Origin of the sequence: Rhizobium sp. Root708 (assembly GCF_001429725.1) — a bacterium.
GTDB lineage: Bacteria > Pseudomonadota > Alphaproteobacteria > Rhizobiales > Rhizobiaceae > Rhizobium.
The window spans coordinates 343,039-360,114 of record NZ_LMHV01000023.1 but is presented as its reverse complement, the minus strand read 5'-3'; the positions used below and the strand labels follow the sequence as shown (position 1 = coordinate 360,114).

Annotated in this window: 14 protein-coding genes; 9 read left to right on the top strand and 5 right to left on the bottom strand. The window is 58.6% G+C overall.

The window, feature by feature from the left end; all coding sequences use genetic code 11:
• Positions 1-57 precede the first annotated feature (57 nt).
• The 4 genes from ASE04_RS16100 (at position 58) to ASE04_RS16085 (ending at position 6,620) form a co-directional block, all read left to right on the top strand.
• A complete protein-coding gene (locus ASE04_RS16100) occupies positions 58-1,797 on the top strand; it encodes a type I secretion system permease/ATPase (RefSeq protein ID WP_056818963.1) in 1,740 nt (579 codons plus the stop codon).
• Between the two features lie 29 nt (positions 1,798-1,826).
• A complete protein-coding gene (locus tag ASE04_RS31920) occupies positions 1,827-4,481 on the top strand; it encodes a calcium-binding protein (protein WP_056818962.1) in 2,655 nt (884 codons plus the stop codon).
• Positions 4,482-4,523: 42 nt separating this feature from the next.
• A complete protein-coding gene (locus ASE04_RS16090) occupies positions 4,524-5,825 on the top strand; it encodes an HlyD family type I secretion periplasmic adaptor subunit (RefSeq protein ID WP_056818958.1) in 1,302 nt (433 codons plus the stop codon).
• A 123-nt stretch (positions 5,826-5,948) separates the two neighbouring features.
• A complete protein-coding gene (locus tag ASE04_RS16085; protein WP_056818956.1) occupies positions 5,949-6,620 on the top strand; it encodes a response regulator in 672 nt (223 codons plus the stop codon).
• A gap of 556 nt (positions 6,621-7,176) precedes the next feature.
• Here ASE04_RS16085 and ASE04_RS16080 read toward each other — a convergent pair.
• Positions 7,177-7,377, bottom strand: a complete 201-nt coding sequence (locus tag ASE04_RS16080) for a cold-shock protein (protein ID WP_056818954.1) — start codon at positions 7,375-7,377, stop codon at positions 7,177-7,179.
• 430 nt (positions 7,378-7,807) lie between these two features.
• Between ASE04_RS16080 and ASE04_RS16075 the strand changes: the two genes are divergently transcribed.
• Positions 7,808-8,044 (top strand): hypothetical protein, encoded by a 237-nt coding sequence (locus tag ASE04_RS16075; RefSeq protein ID WP_082597370.1) that lies wholly within the window; start codon positions 7,808-7,810, stop codon positions 8,042-8,044.
• Between the two features lie 720 nt (positions 8,045-8,764).
• Positions 8,765-9,592: an isocitrate lyase/PEP mutase family protein gene (locus ASE04_RS16070; protein ID WP_056818950.1), complete on the top strand. Its 828-nt coding sequence runs from the start codon at positions 8,765-8,767 to the stop codon at positions 9,590-9,592.
• A 76-nt stretch (positions 9,593-9,668) separates the two neighbouring features.
• Here ASE04_RS16070 and ASE04_RS16065 read toward each other — a convergent pair whose 3' ends face one another.
• On the bottom strand, positions 9,669-10,562 hold the full coding sequence (locus ASE04_RS16065) for a hypothetical protein (protein ID WP_056818948.1): 894 nt from the start codon (positions 10,560-10,562) through the stop codon (positions 9,669-9,671).
• The gene (locus ASE04_RS16060; RefSeq protein ID WP_056818946.1) at positions 10,559-12,565 is read right to left on the bottom strand and encodes an ATP-binding protein; all 2,007 of its coding nucleotides are present in this window, start codon (positions 12,563-12,565) and stop codon (positions 10,559-10,561) included. The genes ASE04_RS16065 and ASE04_RS16060 overlap by 4 nt, the downstream gene beginning before the upstream one ends.
• Positions 12,566-12,829: 264 nt before the next feature.
• Between ASE04_RS16060 and ASE04_RS16055 the strand changes: the two genes are divergently transcribed.
• From ASE04_RS16055 to ASE04_RS16045, 3 genes are all read left to right on the top strand, one after another.
• Positions 12,830-13,639 (top strand): sensor histidine kinase, encoded by an 810-nt coding sequence (locus ASE04_RS16055; protein WP_056818944.1) that lies wholly within the window; start codon positions 12,830-12,832, stop codon positions 13,637-13,639.
• 399 nt (positions 13,640-14,038) lie between these two features.
• Positions 14,039-14,518, top strand: coding sequence for an MEKHLA domain-containing protein (locus ASE04_RS16050; protein ID WP_244490426.1), 480 nt, complete (start codon positions 14,039-14,041; stop codon positions 14,516-14,518).
• Between the two features lie 153 nt (positions 14,519-14,671).
• On the top strand, positions 14,672-15,319 hold the full coding sequence (locus tag ASE04_RS16045) for an HD domain-containing protein (protein WP_056819134.1): 648 nt from the start codon (positions 14,672-14,674) through the stop codon (positions 15,317-15,319).
• Positions 15,320-15,638: 319 nt separating this feature from the next.
• On the opposite strand, the gene ASE04_RS16040 is transcribed toward ASE04_RS16045, so the two are convergent.
• Together ASE04_RS16040 and ASE04_RS16035 are read right to left on the bottom strand one after the other, a co-directional pair.
• Positions 15,639-16,472: an SDR family oxidoreductase gene (locus tag ASE04_RS16040; RefSeq protein ID WP_056818941.1), complete on the bottom strand. Its 834-nt coding sequence runs from the start codon at positions 16,470-16,472 to the stop codon at positions 15,639-15,641.
• Between the two features lie 138 nt (positions 16,473-16,610).
• Positions 16,611-17,051: a hypothetical protein gene (locus tag ASE04_RS16035; protein ID WP_162260532.1), complete on the bottom strand. Its 441-nt coding sequence runs from the start codon at positions 17,049-17,051 to the stop codon at positions 16,611-16,613.
• Between the last annotated feature and the right edge of the window lie 25 nt (positions 17,052-17,076).

Below are 17,076 nucleotides of genomic sequence, written 5' to 3'. Positions count from 1 at the left end.
AGTCTTCCCGGCCGGCTGAACCGGCCGGGATGGTGGTTCAAAGCAGAGGGGCATGCCATGACCAAGAAGAAGATCGAGCCGCAATACAAAATCGAAGGACTGCGCGGCATCCTTGTCTATCTCTTCGGGCTTTCGGGTATCATCAATATCCTGGCGCTGACCGGCGCCTTCTACATGCTGCAGATCTACGACCGGGCGCTGACCAGCGGCTCGATCTCGACACTGGTGGCGTTGTCGGTGCTGGCGATCAGCCTGTATCTGTTCCAGGGCGTCTTCGACATCATCCGCTCGCAGATCCTCATCCGGCTCGGCGCGCGTCTTGATGCGGAACTCGCGCCGATCGCCCACAAGGTCGTGATCGAGATGCCGCGCTTCGGCTACTCGACCTCCGAAGCGATGGAGCGCGGCCGCGACGTCGATACGCTGCGCGGCTTTCTTTCCAGCCAGGGGCCGGTGGCGTTGTTCGACCTGCCCTGGATGCCGATCTATTTAGTGTTCGTCTGGCTGCTGCATCCGATGCTGGGGATGTTGACCGTCGGTGGCGCCGTGGTGCTTACCTTCCTGACGATCGCTGCGGAACTCCTGACGCGGCGCCATTCGCAATCGATGCTCAAGGCGACGATTGCCCGAAACTCGGTGGCCGATTCCAACGCCCGCAACAGCGACATCATGCATGCCATGGGCATCACCGGCCGCGCCGTCGACCGCTTCGAGACGGCCAACCGGCGTCACCTCGACTGTCAGACGCGGACCTCCGACATCGGCGGTACTCTATCTGGGCTGTCGAAGGTGTTGCGCATGATGCTGCAATCGGCGATCCTCGGGCTCGGCGCCTATCTCGCCATCCGCGGCGACCTGTCGTCAGGCTCGATCATCGCGTCGTCGATCGTCACCGCGCGTGCGCTTGCGCCGGTCGACCTGGCGATCGCCCAGTGGAAGGGCGTTGTCAGCGCCAGACGCAGCCATCATCGGCTGACCGAGACGCTTGCGGTGCTGAACGACAAGAGCGGTCATGTCGAGCTGCCGGCCCCGCACGACAGCCTGACGGTTGATGCCATCACTACCGTTGCGCCGACCAGCGGCGCGGTCCTTCTAAGCGACGTCAGCTTCACGCTGAAGGCCGGCCAGGCGCTAGGGCTCATCGGCCCGTCGGGCGGCGGCAAGACGACGCTGGCGCGCTCGATCCTCGGTATCTGGCCGGTGCTGCGTGGCTCCGTCAGGGTGGATGGGGCCGATCTCAGCCAGTGGAACGAGGCCTTTTTCAGCGAACACGTCGGCTACCTGCCGCAGGATGTGGCGCTGATGGAGGGCACGATCGCCGAGAATATCTCGCGCTTTGCCGAGACACCGGATGCCCGCAAGATCATCCATGCCGCCAAGGCCGCCGACATTCACGAGTTGATCGTGCATCTGCGCGACGGCTACCAGACCGAGCTCGGCCCGCATGGGACAGCGCTGTCGGCCGGCCAGCGCCAGCGCATCGGACTGGCACGTGCCTTGTACGGCGACCCCTTCCTGGTGGTGCTCGACGAGCCGAACTCCAATCTCGATGCCGAGGGTGAAGAGGCGCTGAGCAAGGCGATCTCCAAGGTGCGCGAGCGCGGCGGCATCGTTGTCATTGTCGCTCATCGGCCAAGCGCTCTTAACGCCGTCGACATGGTCGGTCTCGTCCAGAACGGGCGGCTTGCCGCCTTCGGTCCGAAGGACGACATCATCCAGCCCACCAAAATTCGCCCGCTGGTCGTGGAGAAGACAGCTGCAGCCGACCGCAGCGCGAAGTCGCTTGCCGCCGAATAGGCGTCGAACCAGAGAGCAAGGAGTGCGTCATGAGCGACAAATTGATCCTGGGACTACCGGACGATGGCCAGGCCAGTGTGGCACCGGCCAACCGCTTCCGTCTCTCGGAGGACGATGACCTCGGCAACAGCAACGGCAAGGGCCCATCCAGGGGCGCTGATCGTCGGCTCTATTCGCTGCCGCTACTGTTCGGGGCGCTTGGCGTCATACTCGGCAGCAGCGAGCAGGAAGACGCGGCCCCGGCGACACCACCACGCAACACAGGTGATGCGGGGCCGCGGAGCGTAGGTGCAAACGCCAATCTTGCAGCTATCGAGGATGTCGCCGCGTTTCTGCGCGAGATGACCGATGAGCTGATGGCGAGCACGGCAAACATTGCACGCAGCCGTCACGTTGCCTCCGTACGCCTCAGCTTCGAGGACGCGCTGCTCGCTCGCTCGCCCAACCTCGCCGACACCGTGCTTCGGTCTTTCAATGCCAACGATAACGAAGGCCGCATCAATATCAGCGGCGAGAGCTTCCGTTTTCCCCCATCCGCCGTTGCGCGCCCGGGACGCCAGCCGACCGGCCAGCCGGCCGATGGCGGTGGCAATGCACGTGGGGATGACGACGAGGATCCCACGGAACGTGCAAACCGCTTGCCGGTCTCGCTCGGGCGCAACATCCTTGCCAGCGGCATGGTCAACCTGTCGACGCTGATCTTTCTCGACGATCTGCTCGCTAAGACCAGTGATACCGATGGCGATAAGCTGGATGTGCGCAATCTGGTCGTCTCGAGCGGTGCGATCACGGCCTATGGTGACGGGATCTGGCTCTATACGCCGGAGCGCGGCTTTGGCGGCAATGTCACCTTCACGTACCAGGTCTCCGATGGAAAGGGCAACATTGTCACCCAATCCGTGATGTCGCTCCTGAAGGCGCCACCACATGAGATCGGCGGCAGCGAGGCGGATGACCGGTTGCTCGGCACGCCCGAAGACGATCTGGTCTATGCCAAGGGTGGTGACGACTTCGTCTATGGTCGCGAGGGCCGCGACATCATCTTCGCCGGTGATGGTGACGACACGGTCTTTGGCGGTGATGGCGACGACCTTATCCACGGGGAGGGCGGCAACGACCGACTGTTCGGGGGCTCAGGCAGCGACGTTCTTTTCGGTGGTGTCGGCAATGACGAGCTTCATGGTGAGGACGGCAACGACAGCCTGATGGGCGAGGCGGGTAACGACCGCCTTTACGGTGGCGCCGGTAATGATCGCCTCTTCGGCGAGGAGGGCAGTGATACCCTGCTCGGCGAAGCGGGCGATGATCTGCTCGATGGCGGCGATGGCAATGACGATCTCGCCGGTGGCGCCGGCAAGGATGTCGCGCTTGGTGGGGCAGGGGATGATCGGTTCCGTGCCGGCCTAGTCGAGGAGGATACACGACAGACCGCGGTGGCGGCCGGAACCGTGCCGGGCGATGGCGACGACACCTATGTCGGCGGTGAAGGCAACGACACCTACGATGCCAGCGCCGCCGCAAGCGGCGTGGTGATGGATCTTGCTACCGGGACAGCAACCGGTGCGGCGATCGGGACAGACAGCCTTGCGGAAATCGAATGCGTCGAGGGTAGCGCTTTTGACGACACGATTGTCGGGGACGACGGCGACAACAAGCTCGAGGGGGGAGCCGGCAACGATCGACTGAGCGGCGGCGGTGGCGACGACACCGTCCGGGGCAACGACGGCGATGATACCGTCGTCGTCGCAGTGACCGGCAACGTAGACGTCGATGACGGCAACGACATCTATGATGGCGGTGACGGCTGCGACACGCTGGACCTGTCGGCACTCGTCAAGGCGGTTATTGCCGATATCGAGACCGGCTATGCGGAGAGCGAGGAGATTGGCCGCGATACCATCCTCGGGTTCGAGACCATCCACGGCGGCCGCGGCAGCGATCGCTTCTCCGGCGGCAGCGGCGACGACATCCTCTATGGCGGAGCTGGCGACGACCGGCTCGATGGACGCAGCGGCGACGACCATCTGGTTGGCGGCGACGGCAACGACCGCCTCTATGGCAGCAACGGTAACGATGTTTTCCTCGTCATCGCCCACATGGACGGCGACACGGACGGGCATGACGAGATCGATGGCGGCAGCGGCAACGATGTCTATGATGCATCAACTACCATCGCCGGGGTCGTGATCGACCTCGAACTTGGCACCGCCTCCGGTTCGGATATCGGCAACGATGTTCTGAAAAGCATCGAGAATGCGATTGGCGGCAGTGGCGACGATGTGCTCGTGGCATCGATCTCCGTCAACGTTCTGACCGGCAACGACGGCGATGATGTCTTCGTCTTCAACTCCGTCGCCGCGGCACGTAACGACGGTAGCGGGTGGGACGAGATAATGGACTTCCAGGTTGGGGATCGCCTGGATTTGTCAGCCTTCGCGGGGCAGGCGGGGACGCTGATGTTTGCTGGCCTAGAACTCGACGGCGCGTCGCCGCAGATCGGCCGCGTGAGCTTCTTCTACGAAGCATTGGGCGACGACACGCGAACGGTCGTACGCACAATCGTCGATCTCGACCACGACGACGACATCCAGATCCTGCTGCGCGGTCATCACGAACTGACGCAACAGGACTTCATTCTCGCCGCACTGGATGGTGGCACGCAGCATGCGGTGAACCAAGGCTGACAATTTGCCCTGCTTCGATCAACGATTTCGGGAGGAACCAAGATGACGACGACAGCAACAACCAAGGAAAAGACGAAGCGCAATGCCCAGTTCGGGATCTCTTCACGGGTGATCGTCTCGGCACTGCTGGCTGGTACGCTGGTCTTCGGCGTCGGCGGATGGGCGGCGCAGGCCAAGCTGTCGGGTGCCGTCGTCACTCATGGCCAGGTGGTCGTCTCTGAGCAGGTCAAGACCATCCAGCATCGCGACGGCGGAATCGTCGCCGAGATCCGGGTCGACAATGGCGACCAGGTCAAGAAGGGCGCCGTCCTCCTGGTGCTCGACGACACCCAGACACGCGTCGAGCTGTCGATCGTCCAGGCACAGATACAGCAACTCGTCGCCACGCACGCCCGACTGATCGCAGAGCGAGATGGTGCCGACGGTATCGCTTTTGAAACGCTCGTGCTCGCCCCCGCCGTCATTGCCGGGGAGAATAAGTTGTTCGAGGAAAATCGCCGGATGACCGCCAACCAGAAGGAGCAGCTTCGGCTGCAGATCGGTCAGCTCGAGCAGCAGGTGCATGGCTTCGAGGCTCAGAATCGGTCGAACGAGAGCGAGGCGGAGATCGTCGAGCAGGAACTCGTCAAGATGGAAAAGCTTTTGCAGAACAAGCTCGTGCCGATCTCCCAGAAACGCGATCTGCTGCGCCAGCGCGCCCGCATAGAAGGCAGCCGCGGCGAATTGGTCGCCAAGATCGCCGAGGCCGCCGGACAGATCAGCGAGCTCAACATGAAGCTGATCTCCATCGATCAGACCACGAGGAAGGAAACACAGACCGAGATCGTCGTCCTCTCGGCCAGGATTGCCGAACTGCGCGAGCGCGAAGTCGCCGCGCGCGACAGAATGAGCAGGATGGAAGTCCGTGCGCCCGTCGACGGCTTTGTCTACGACCTGCAGATCCACACGATCGGCGGCATCATTGCTCCCGGCGCCACCGTCATGTCGGTCGTTCCTGATGGCGGCGACCTCACGATTGAGGTTCGCATTCCCCCCGTCGATATCGATCGTGTTACCACCGGGCAGGCTGCACGGATGCGCTTCGTCGCGTTCAATCAGCGCACGACGCCGGAGCTCCACGGCGCCGTCGACGTCATCGCCGCCGCAACGACCCTCGACCGAACGACCGGCCAGCCCTACTATCTCGCGACCTTGACCCTCGACGATGCGCACATGCTCAAGGAAAACAAGCTCCTGCCGGGAATGCCCGTCGAAGTTTTCGTTCAGACCGCCGAGCGTACCGCAATGTCGTACATCCTCAAGCCATTTACCGACCAGATGATGAAGGCATTCAGGGAGGAATAGAGTAGCTGTACGACCCAATAGGTGTATTTGTGATTCTACTACGGCGCTACCCATAAGTATTATCTTACTAAGATAGTAAAGATGAGATATGTTACTGTCGAAGATAATGAATGGGAGGGAGACTTGGTAATTTCCGTGGCGTTCGTTGATGATCATCCAATATTACTTGAGGGATTGGTCAGTCTTTACTCAAATCGAGCGGATCTTTCCATCGTTGGTCGCGGCGAAAACGCCGTTGACGCGTTGCAGCTTGTCGACGAGCTCTGTCCTGACGTCATCGTCCTCGATCTGAGCATGCCGGGCGATCCGCTTGCGGTGATTGAGATCATTGCTCAACGCTATCAGCGCACGCGCATCATCGTATTCACCGCAAGCTCGAGTATCGAGACGGCCATCCAGGTGTTGGGCCTTGGGGTTTCCGGTTATGTCTTGAAGGGCAGCACTGCCTCCGATCTTCACGAGGCCATCAAGACGGTTCACGCGGGCAACACCTTCATGACGCCCGGCTTCGCCACCAAGGTCATCATGTCGATGAAAACGGACTCACTGCGCCGCAAAGCGCAAACCTCTGCACGGTTGAGCGCCCGCGAGGAGCAGATCGTCGCCTACCTGATGCGTGGCAGCACCAACCGCGAAATCGCCGCCTCGCTCGATATCAGCGAGAAAACTGTAAAGCACTACATGACCGTCTTGATGCAGAAACTGGATGCGCGAAATCGGCTGGAGGTTGTCCTCGCCGCACAGAAGCTGGACAGCAACAACCTTGGCGCAACGGGAGTGAGCGCGTTCAACTAGGGTCAGCACGAATGATGTCAGTGGGGGCATGCCGGCGTTGGAATCTCCCCATCAGTTGCAGGCTCAACGGAAAGCGTGCACGGGAGATAACCTGGCGGAAAGTCGGACGTCCTGCCGGCGACGATCAGCGTTCTCATCGCCATTGCGCGCGATGGCTAAGCCACCGACGGATCACGTCTTTTGAATACATATGGGCATCAAAAATGATCGCAGGTCGCGTTAACGCGCATTGGAATGAACTCGGTTCCTTCCAACAGACATAAAGATCAAAAGCACAGCACACGCAAAAGCCCCATGCGGGGGAAGAAGTCCGTAAGACACCGACAGACGTAAATGCCGGTGGGATGAGGCAGACGATTCGGCCCGTTTGCCTCCAGTTCACGACTCATCACTAGGTCGTGCCGGGGAATACCAACCGCCATTGATCCGGTAGAAAGCGTCGCTGGATATCAGCGCGCTATCGCCAACAAGGAATAGGATCGTACCGCCATTGGCAGGGTAGAAAACGAACGAAAAGTCGGTGTGATTTCACACCGACTTTTTACGTCGATCCCTATCAGGCCGGACGAACGTTCTCGGCCTTGGACTTTCCAGTCTTGCGATCCTGACCCAGGTCGTAGCTGACATTCTCGCCGTCGCGCAGCGATCCGCCCTGGACTGCAGAGATATGCACGAAGACGTCTGGGCCGCCATTGTCCGGCGTGATGAAGCCGAAGCCCTTGTCCTGATTGAAAAACTTTACAGTGCCATTCGCCACAAACTGCTCCTATGGTTTAGTGTCTAGGCGCAGTCATAAACCGAAGCGTGATCGCAGGCAAGCAACGCTGGCGCACTGAGCGCGTTATCTGAGACGTGGGGTTGGCGATATGAGTAGGGCTGCCTGAGCCGTGCAAGCAATCGGACACACTGTGCGCTGTTTTATCTCGAACTTTGATGGCGCAATGCTAACCATTGAATGGAGGCGCGGTAGGCGAGGTTATTCACTGCAGAGGCAATCCGTCGAGCGATTACAACATAGTCAAGAGAGCCTGAGATGGCTTGCCAAGCGCGTTGCGGCATAAACCCGCTCGGGCCGTTCACAGAGTGGGCGCCAAGTTGCACTCCTTCGTCGGCCTATTGACGTGGGCATTTTTCGCTACGATACGGTCCATTTCAGAAAATGCCAGACAGACAACAACCGGAGTGTAGTGGTGAGCGAACCGACCGTAGCAGATGCAACGAACCGCATTTATGAATCGCTTCGTGCGGACAATGCCGATATCGACGCCCATATCGCGGCTCTCAAGGCGGCGCTGGCGCGGGCCGGCGTGAAAGAGGCTACGTTCGATCCGGCCATGCTCGTGCAGAACAATCGTTCAGGTCGTAAACTATTGCAGGCCTACTTCCGGCAACGCGGCGTGACAGTGAAGTTCTCCGCTCCGTAAGTCCTACGGGAGCAAATCATTGCGATGAAGTGATGGAGGCGATCATCCGCATGACGGCCGACAGGCTCTTTGGTTCCTGTGCGTCTTGATCAAGCTGACAGGGCGCTGTCGTCAGCCCTGGCCTAGTTCGCGAAGTCAAGGCAAGTGGTATCGGACAGAACCTCTAGGCGTCGGTAAACCATAACGCCCATAAGGCATGGTCGTGTCTGCCAAGTGCCTCATGGAAGAAGGATTAAAGGCGCCGGCGGATTGTCGAGCGTGCTTCAGATACATTTGGCTTATCATCTCAAAGGCGGCCAGATGTTGACATCATGCAAACGACGCCGCGTAGCAAAGCGCTTAACCTATGTTTGCGCTACGGCGCGTCCGTGTGGAAGGAGCTGTCGCCAGCGCTCGAAAGGCTCTAGATCTCGCTACTTTACGCTCCAACTTGTAGCGCGTTTGAGTATCGTTCCCATGGTGCACGATTTCCCGCCTCGACGTGGTCCAACGAAGTGAATGGCCTGCAGCATCGCCGCGCCTTTCGAAACCGCCTGGCATGATCAACGTGGGATGGCCAATATAGCGGCAGCTTTACCGGCCCATTGCGCTACCTTCGTCGAAATGACGACTGACCAAAAAAATATGAGGATGCAGCTCCTACCGTCCACGAGTGGCTTGTAAATGCAATCAGCGGAGGGAATTCTGGCTCGTAGCAACCGAAAAATCGAGGAGGACACCATGCCCGTGACCCAAGCTGACAAGGGTAAGGCCTTTCAAGCACTTCATCAGGGAGCGCATCCCTTCATTATCGCCAATGCATGGGACGCCGGCTCAGCCCGCTTGCTGACGGGGGTTGGTTTTCCGGCGCTCGCGACTTCAAGCTGGGCTTCCGCCGGCGTCTACGGGCGGCGTGACCATGCCGCAAGCTGCGATGAACTGATGGTGCATGCACACGCGATCGTAAACGCGACGGAACTTCCTGTCTCCATGGACCTCGGCAACGGTTTTGGCGCGACACCGAAGGAGGTTGAAGACATCTACAGGCAAGCGGCAGCAGCGGGCCTCGTTGGCGCGTCGATCGAGGATGTTCGCTCCCGATCGGACGATGCCATGTTCGATATAAGTGAGGCGAGCGAACGTGTCGCTGCCGCTGTTGAGGCAACCCGAAGCCTCGGATACCCCTTCATGGTAACCGCGCGTGCCGACGGCTTTTTTCATGGCAACACCGATCTTGATGATGTGATCCAGCGCCTGCAAGCATACGAGAAGGCCGGCGCTGACGTATTGATGGCACCCGCGCTGCCTGATCTCGAATCAGTGAGGCGGGTCTGCTCCGAGATTACGAAACCCTTCAATTTCATGGCTGCCTTGCCAGGCTTGTCTTTCTCGGTGCCGGAGTTAGAGCAGGCCGGAGTTCGTCGGATCAGCCTTGGACCTGCATTCTATCTCGCGGCGATGGCAGGCCTCGCGTCGGCTGCGCGACAGGTGAAAGAGGAGGGAGCCTTTTCATTCATCGAATCGCCGTTGCTCTCGTACCCCGAGCTTGTGTCTTATATGCGTGAATAACGGCGCATCAATGCTCGAACAGCATCAGGGTTGTCAGAGAGCCCTCTCTATCGAAAGCTGAGAACGACGAGCATTACTAGCGTGTCGTCGTTCTTGGCGAACCATTCAAGAGCGCCCGCGCGGTTTCGAGATCCAGAAACGTTGGCTCGCCTGCGTAATCCTCGCACACCGCCGCAAGCAGTGCTCGAGCATCTTTGCCCTTGTTAGGTTTGACCTGTAAACGGAGAAGAGTTGTTGCGGCTCGCAGCTGCCAGTACAGCGCGCCCTGTTGTTTCGAAATTTCGATCGCTTCCAGCAAGCACTGTTCAGCGTCCAACGCTGCTGTGTCGTGTTTCTGACCGGCGAGCACTTCTCCCTTCAAGCGCAGGAGCTCCGGCACATGCCACAGGAGACCCTCGAGACGAGCTTGCGATATCTCGGTATCGATCAGCGCTATCGCGGCAGCTACGTCTCCGATGCCAACAAGGGCTTCCGCGAAATTCAGGAGGAATCCCGATCCCTGAGGGGTGGTAAAGTCGATGATGATACTCGTGCGACCCTCTTTGCCGGTCAACCTGCCGGAATGGTCGCGCGCGGCCCGTAGCACTCTCAGACCCTCGGCATGATTGCCGCTTTTGACGAGGAGAGAGCCGCGAAGATAGTGGGCGAAGCCACCAAAGATCGATCCCTCCGCGAGCTCGTCGAGCATCGCGATACATCGACTGGCCTCACTCAAATTTCCAGCCATCAGGTGAAGCGGACACACGGCCTCCGTCAGCGCCAGACACATCGAAAACTTATGATTTCTTGCTTGGGCTTCTTCCAAAGTTGCCATGGCGGACTGGAGGCCTCGTTGCACAAATCCGCGCAGCCAGAGAGTGCGCGCCAATCGGGCCTTCGGAAAGGACTGACCGCCAAGATGAAACCAAAAAGCGGCTCGGAGTTCTTCTGCGCCGATCTCGCCGTTGAGCGCCGCCTCGAAACTGGTCAATGCCTGATTTTGATCACCGAAATAGTGATAGGAACTTCCCAGGAGCCGCTGTGAGAGCTTTTCGTCGGCCGCATCACTCCGGTCGCGACCAAGGAGATGCGCTCGGCAAAGCCTATCGAGGCGCTAATCTTGCCCCTAATGAAGTCGTGTGACCAGCTTGCATAGAGTGCCTGCAATTCTCTCTCGGCATCGCCGCAATTCTCGGCGATCTCGAGTGCACTCATCAAGCCGGATCTGGTGGTCTCGTCAGCCACGCCGGTATAGTTCTCGGCCAATCCAAGAATGGTGAGCAGTTGAGTTTTCAGCTTGGGCGGCAATTCCGGCGCCACGCCAATGCTTTGTTGAGCCTGTCTGAGGCGGTCTCGACATTCTGTAACGAGCGCCAGATGCAGCCACACCGGCGCATAGGCTGCAGCAAGGGCAACCCCCATGGCTTTGTCACCCTGCTCGGAGAAGGCCCAATCGAGTGCGGCGCGAACGTTGTCGAGTTCCGGAATGAAGCGGGGAAGATCACGCATCGTTACGACAGGGACATCTTCAAAAATTGCGAAAAGATCGCAGAGAAATTTGGCCCGTTGACGCGCGGCTGCGTTCCGTTCTTGGTTTTTTGCGAGTTTTTCGAGGCCGTAGGCGCGAGTTGTCTCGAGGAGACGCCAGCGCGGTTCATCAGCCGAGTGAACCAGTGTGACCAAGGATTTCCAGACGAGGCTCGAGATGCGTTCTTCCAGGAAGCCGCCGTCGTGGTCACCAGCCATCGCTCTGGCAGCCGCGACAGTGAAACCACCAGGGAAAATTGCCAGATGACGAAAGAGGTGCTGCTCGTTTTCCGGCAGAAGCTCATAGCTCCAGTCCAGTGTCGCCCGGAGCGTTTGATGACGAGGCAACGCTGTGCGACGTGTTCCGGCGAGAAGGGTAAAACGATCGTGTAGTCTTTCGGCAACGTGGAGGACACCGAGTGTCTCTGCTCGAGCCGCTGCAAATTCGATTGCGAGCGGAATTCCATCGAGACGTTGGCAGATTGTTGCAATGGTTGGAAGGGTTTCGCTCTGTAGCGAAGATGCCATCTGTTCGCCACTACGAGCGATGAAGAGCTTAACGGCGCTGTGGTCGAGAAAGTCCGTGGTGCCGTCGTCAGGTGTTGGCACATCCAACGGCGGCACCTGGAAAACCTTCTCGCCAGGAATGCGTAAAGGTTCACGACTGGTCGCTAAAATAGACACGCCGGGGCACAGGCGCATGAGCGTTTCGGCAAGTTGAGCGGCTGCGTCTATGAGATGCTCGCAATTGTCGAGCAACAAAAGAACGCGTCTTGTCTGGATTGCCTGTGCGATGGACACGGGCGTGATCTGGTAACCTCCCAACCGCAAGTCGAGGCCGGTCGCAACGGCCGAGGCGACAAGTTCAGGGTCTGATACGGATGCGAGTTCGACAAGAGCCGTATCGCCTTCGAAATCTCCGGAAAATTCGCGAGCAGCTTCGAGAGCAAGGCTGGTTTTGCCAATCCCTCCAGGACCGCAGAGGGTCGTTATGCGAGATGTCGCGAGCAAACTGCATATCTTGCTCAACGCGGCCCCACGGCCGATCAAATCCGATACGGAAGCCGGGAGATTGCTCGAATACCGCGTTTGAACGTTGCCATCGGGCGACACCGGGTTCGCGATATCTCGTTCCCGATCCTGAGCGGACTCCCATTGACCCAATAGGCGGTAGCCCTTTCCGAACGCTGTCCGCAGAAGATCTCGATCGTCTCTCAAAGCCTTGCGGAGAGCGGATATATGAAACTGCAGGGTGTTTTCTTCAACGATTGCTCCCGGCCAAAGCCGGCTCATCAGGTCGTACTTGTCGATGGTCGCGCCCCGAGCTTTGACAAGCAACTCGAGCACCTCAAATGCCCGGTTTCCCAATGGGATTTTGACTCCTTTCAATCGAAGTTCGCGCTGAAAGAGGTCGATCTCCCAATCCCGAAATGAGTAAATAAGCTTCATCGAATGCGGCTCGGCCACCTAAAGTCCCTCAGAAAATCTCAGCATTGCTTCAAGAACTAAATATCGAGCCAACTATAGGATCGTTCGGAAAAGACGGAAGCTACACCCAGTTGATCGAGCTTGTCGACGTGCGGCGTAACGGCGAGCCACCTTATAACCGGTTATGATGTGAGCGAGGCTATGTTGACGGGGGCAAACATCGTCGAGACGAGACGACAAAGGAACCAAGGTAGCCGCGTCTCCACAACGCCGCGGCACGAGAACCAGCCTGAATCATTGCGAATGGCGCGCCTCTCGTTTCTTGGCGAATTGGCAACGACTGTTATCCATGAGGTCACTCAACCGCTGGCAGCTATTGCTGTTGATGCCGAAACGATCCTCATTCTGCTAAGCCAGGCTGAGCCAGACATCGTGAAACTCAGGAAGGTCACGGAGCGACTTGCCGAAAGCGCGCGACGAGCGGGCGAATTCACGAAATGTGTCCGCGACATGGCCAGTGGGCATCCGATTGAACGGGAGAGTCTCGATCTTAATGACGTGGTCGGTACCACGCTTCAGCTCATTCAGCACAACATCGAAGCTAACTCGATTAGTGTCGTAACGGCCCTGGATCCCAGATTGCCGCCTATCTTTGGCGATCGCGTCCAGCTTGAACAGGTGGTCACAAATCTGCTCGTAAACGCCGTTCAAGCTCTTGAGCCTGAAGGCAAGGGTTCTTCTCTCATTGAGGTGCACACCCGTTTCGAAATGGGCAAGGTCTCCTTGACCATCCGTGACAATGGCGCCGGAATTGCGGATGGCGACTGCCAGCGCATCTTCCAGAATCGCTTCACCACCAAAGATGGTGGGCTTGGAATGGGGCTCGCGATCTGCCGATCGGTAGTGATCGCCCACGGGGGCGGAATATCCGCCCGAAATCGTCCAGAGGGCGGCGCGGAGTTTGAGTTTTGGGTTCCCGTTTCGCAGGGAGCGTGGGGTTGGGAGGAAAACGGCGTAGAGGCATCGGGCATGTCTGGCCGTCCCTCGAAGGGGAGTATCACCATTCCGACGGCTCCCGACTATGCGACATCTCGACGGTGCGTTTCTCGCTGATTCTGGTTTGACGCGCACGCCAAGAGAGCGGTGGCGACTGCTTTGATTTTCACGGCTCTCGCAATGAGTGTCGTTTATACGACCAATGCCAGGGCGCCAGACTCATTGCCGGGCGGAGGAATAGCCGGCCCCCGCAACTACAGCTTTGACCGAGTTTCTTCCTCCAGTTGAATGACCGGGTTGCTGGATCGTTTGCGCGCTCGGGATGGCTGAACGGTACAGCCTGCAATTTGAAGGCCCTCCGGTGTAGAGGAAGCCTTAGGCGAGTCGAAGACTGCCTAGTCGTCGTAGTTTCCGCTATTCACATGCAAGCGGATTCCGAGATTCTCTCGGATGACGAAACTGACTGACGCTGGAAGCGCGTGATTTCGACCCGCGATGACTTTGTTGGAGATTGACGTGAAGCACCCCCTTGGAGCGGCCGCCCGTACACCGGACCTGTCGACCGATCTCGTATATTTCAAACTTCTGACCGAGAGCTACCAACGGCTGGTTGGAAAGCCACTGGTTGATCCAGCGCTAGGCCCGACGTGGCTCTACCGAAGCGCCCGCTTTATCGTGGTAGCGCACAACACCGACCCCGACCCACGGTTCGTTTACGCCAATCAAAGCGCTCAAGATCTGTTTGGCTATGGATGGGAAGAGTTTACCTCGTTGCCCTCACGCCTGTCAGCGGAAGCGCCAGATCGAGAAGAACGGCAGCGGCTGCTGGATGCAGTTGGGACGAACGGGTTCATTGAGAACTATCGTGGCCTTCGTGTCCGCAAATCGGGCGCTCGGTTCTGGATGGAGGATGGCCTTGTTTGGCAGCTTATGGACGCCGATGGGAAACATCGAGGTCAAGCAGCCACGTTTTCACGATGGACTGACGAAGTCTGATTTGGCGGAAGCCACCGAATTCTCCGCACCAATAACGAAAGCGAACATGCGGGCACTCCGAATGCGAGGCGGGTACTCACAACGTATAGTGACATAGAAATTCGAAGTTATTTAATCATGCAGCTCCAGTTGGCCAGAGACCTGGAGATCGTGATGACTGTTGAACTCAAACGTACCCTAGCCGGCGTTGTCGTGCCGGATACTGAAATCGTCCGGAAGGCGTTGGAATACGCCGAAAAAATATACGAGCCATACCTGTTCAATCACGTAATGCGATCGTGGCTGTTTGCGGCGAGCCTGGCGAAAATTCAGGATATCGATCATGACGAAGAGGTTGTCGCTCTCGGCACCCTTCTGCATGACGTGACATTGAATCCCTCGTTTCAAGGACCGCGCCGCTTCGAGGTCGAAGGGGCGGATATTGCGCGACGCTTCGCGCTGGAAGCGGGCGTGGTCGGCCAACGGGCGCAACTTATCTGGGATAGTGTCGCCCTTAATTCGACGCCCTCGATTGGGCTCTACAAGGAGCCGGAGGTTGCGCTTTGTACGGCCGGTATTTGCCTCGATGTCGTCGGCCTGCAGTATTCTCGGATTTCGGCTGTCGAGATAAAAGGGATCGTCGACGCCTTCCCAAGACTGGGCTTGAAGAAGAAGATGACCAGCTGCTTCTGCCACATGATCGAAAACGCTCCAGAGACGAGCTACGACAATTTCCTGCGCGACTTCGGACAGCGGTATGTGGCTGGCTACGACGGGCCGTCTTCAGCGGATTTCGTGATGAACGCTCCCTTCGAGAGCTAAGCGTCTAACTATGCCTTGGCATACAGTCTCGATGAGAACCGCGCGGTAGCGCCGGTCCATTGGTTCGGAAGTCAGGTTCTTGCCGGGAACATCCGTTTGCGACTAGCAATGTAACAGTTCCATCCAAAACCAACGTATATCTACCCTCCGGGTCAAACGCGCAGTAATTTCTGGGCGTCAAGATCGTGGTTCCCCTCCCAAGCGACTTGACTGTCCTCGGTCTCCCTCGTCGCCGAGGACAGCGGACGCCGCGTCCGCTTAGTGGGCCGTCTTCCCGCCGGAGACGGCCCTTTTCACATGCCACCTTGGCTGCTCGAGATCAGTCCGTGAACCCGATCGACTCGCTAACTGCCAACCACTTGGCGGCGTCTACCGCGCGTGAGCGCTCTCCCGACTCTATACGCTTCACTGCGTCACTCCCGAGAACCAGATGGTGAGGCAATTCGCTACTCAGCGCGAGATCGTAGATGGCCTTCGCGCACTTTTCAGGGTCACCCGGTTCCTGACCAACGATTTCCCGACCAAATCTTAGATTGGGGCCGATCACTTTCTCATATTCCGGCAAGAGCTTCGGCGGATTTGCCAGCGCAGATGCGGTCCATTTCGTTCTGAGGCTGCCTGGTTCGACCGAGACAACTCTGACACCTAACGGTCCGACCTCCTTGGCTAGCGCTTCCGAGAAGCCACTGACCGCGAATTTCGCCGCGCAATAGGCAACCGTTCCCGCTGCCGCGACACGGCCGGCCGACGAAGAGATGTTCAATACCGTGCCTGATCCTTGCTTCCGCATGAGTGGCAAGGTTGCCCGACACATGTTGACGACACCGAAGAAGTTCGCATCGATCTCATCGTTGAAGTCCTCGGCTGTCGTCTGCTCGAAAGGAGCGACCCGTGCGAAGCCGGCATTGTTCACCAAAACATCGACGCCACCAAACATGCGAACCGCTTCGTTCACGGCGGCTTGGCAAATCTTTGCGGCGGTAACGTCAAGTTCGAATAGGCGTACGCTGTCACCGTATCGACTGCGAAGGTCCTCCAAACTTGAAAGGCTTCGAGCTGTCGCCATCAGTCGGTCGCCGCGCGCCAATACCGTTTCGGCTATTGCGCGTCCCAGGCCGCTCGAACACCCAGTGACTAGCCACGTCCTGACCATGCAGAATCTCCTTGAGGATTGAAACAGCGGTTAGGTAGGAGGATCCGCGCAGGCTCGAAAGTGGGAGAGATTTGGACGCAGCGTCCAAGATAGAGCCGAAATCAGGCCGACCCGCCGCTTCGCTGTGCTGTCTGGCGACTAGAACCGATATCTTACGGCAACTTCCACGGACTTTACGAAGGGAGGGCTGTACAGCTTGCCGATCCGTTCACCTGCTTTCAACTGCAGCGCAATAGCGCAGTTGGCAGACAATCGGGAGTTCTCGGGCACGATGATGGTGGACGCAGGCGTTGAGGTCACATCGAGGGTCCAACACGATTTCGCCTCCAGATCCAGGATCATCAGTCTGAGTTCGGCGAAATGCTGCCATTCGCCGAGCCTGCCGTTATCCCATTTCCAGGTTAGCGAGGCGATTCGGCTGGGGTAGGGAATCTGGAATTCCGGACAAAGTGCGACGCCGTTTATCCACTGGCCACCGTCGAGAGCCACAGGCCCTGGCCCAAGGCCGGCCCATTTGGCCAGGCGGTTTTCGCTAGGGCCGCTTTTCCGTACGATTGAAAGGCCGCCAAGCGTCGGCAAGACGCCCTGTTCTTCTGGTGAAAGG

Bases quoted from the DNA above. Each gene is read 5' to 3' on its own strand.
- ASE04_RS16100 (WP_056818963.1), top strand. From the start codon at position 58: ATGACCAAGAAGAAGATCGAGCCGCAATACAAAATCGAAGGACTGCGC.
- ASE04_RS31920 (WP_056818962.1), top strand. From the start codon at position 1,827: ATGAGCGACAAATTGATCCTGGGACTACCGGACGATGGCCAGGCCAGT.
- ASE04_RS16040 (WP_056818941.1), bottom strand. From the start codon at position 16,472: ATGGTCAGGACGTGGCTAGTCACTGGGTGTTCGAGCGGCCTGGGACGC.
- ASE04_RS16070 (WP_056818950.1), top strand. From the start codon at position 8,765: ATGCCCGTGACCCAAGCTGACAAGGGTAAGGCCTTTCAAGCACTTCAT.
- ASE04_RS16045 (WP_056819134.1), top strand. From the start codon at position 14,672: ATGACTGTTGAACTCAAACGTACCCTAGCCGGCGTTGTCGTGCCGGAT.
- ASE04_RS16090 (WP_056818958.1), top strand. From the start codon at position 4,524: ATGACGACGACAGCAACAACCAAGGAAAAGACGAAGCGCAATGCCCAG.
- ASE04_RS16055 (WP_056818944.1), top strand. From the start codon at position 12,830: ATGGCGCGCCTCTCGTTTCTTGGCGAATTGGCAACGACTGTTATCCAT.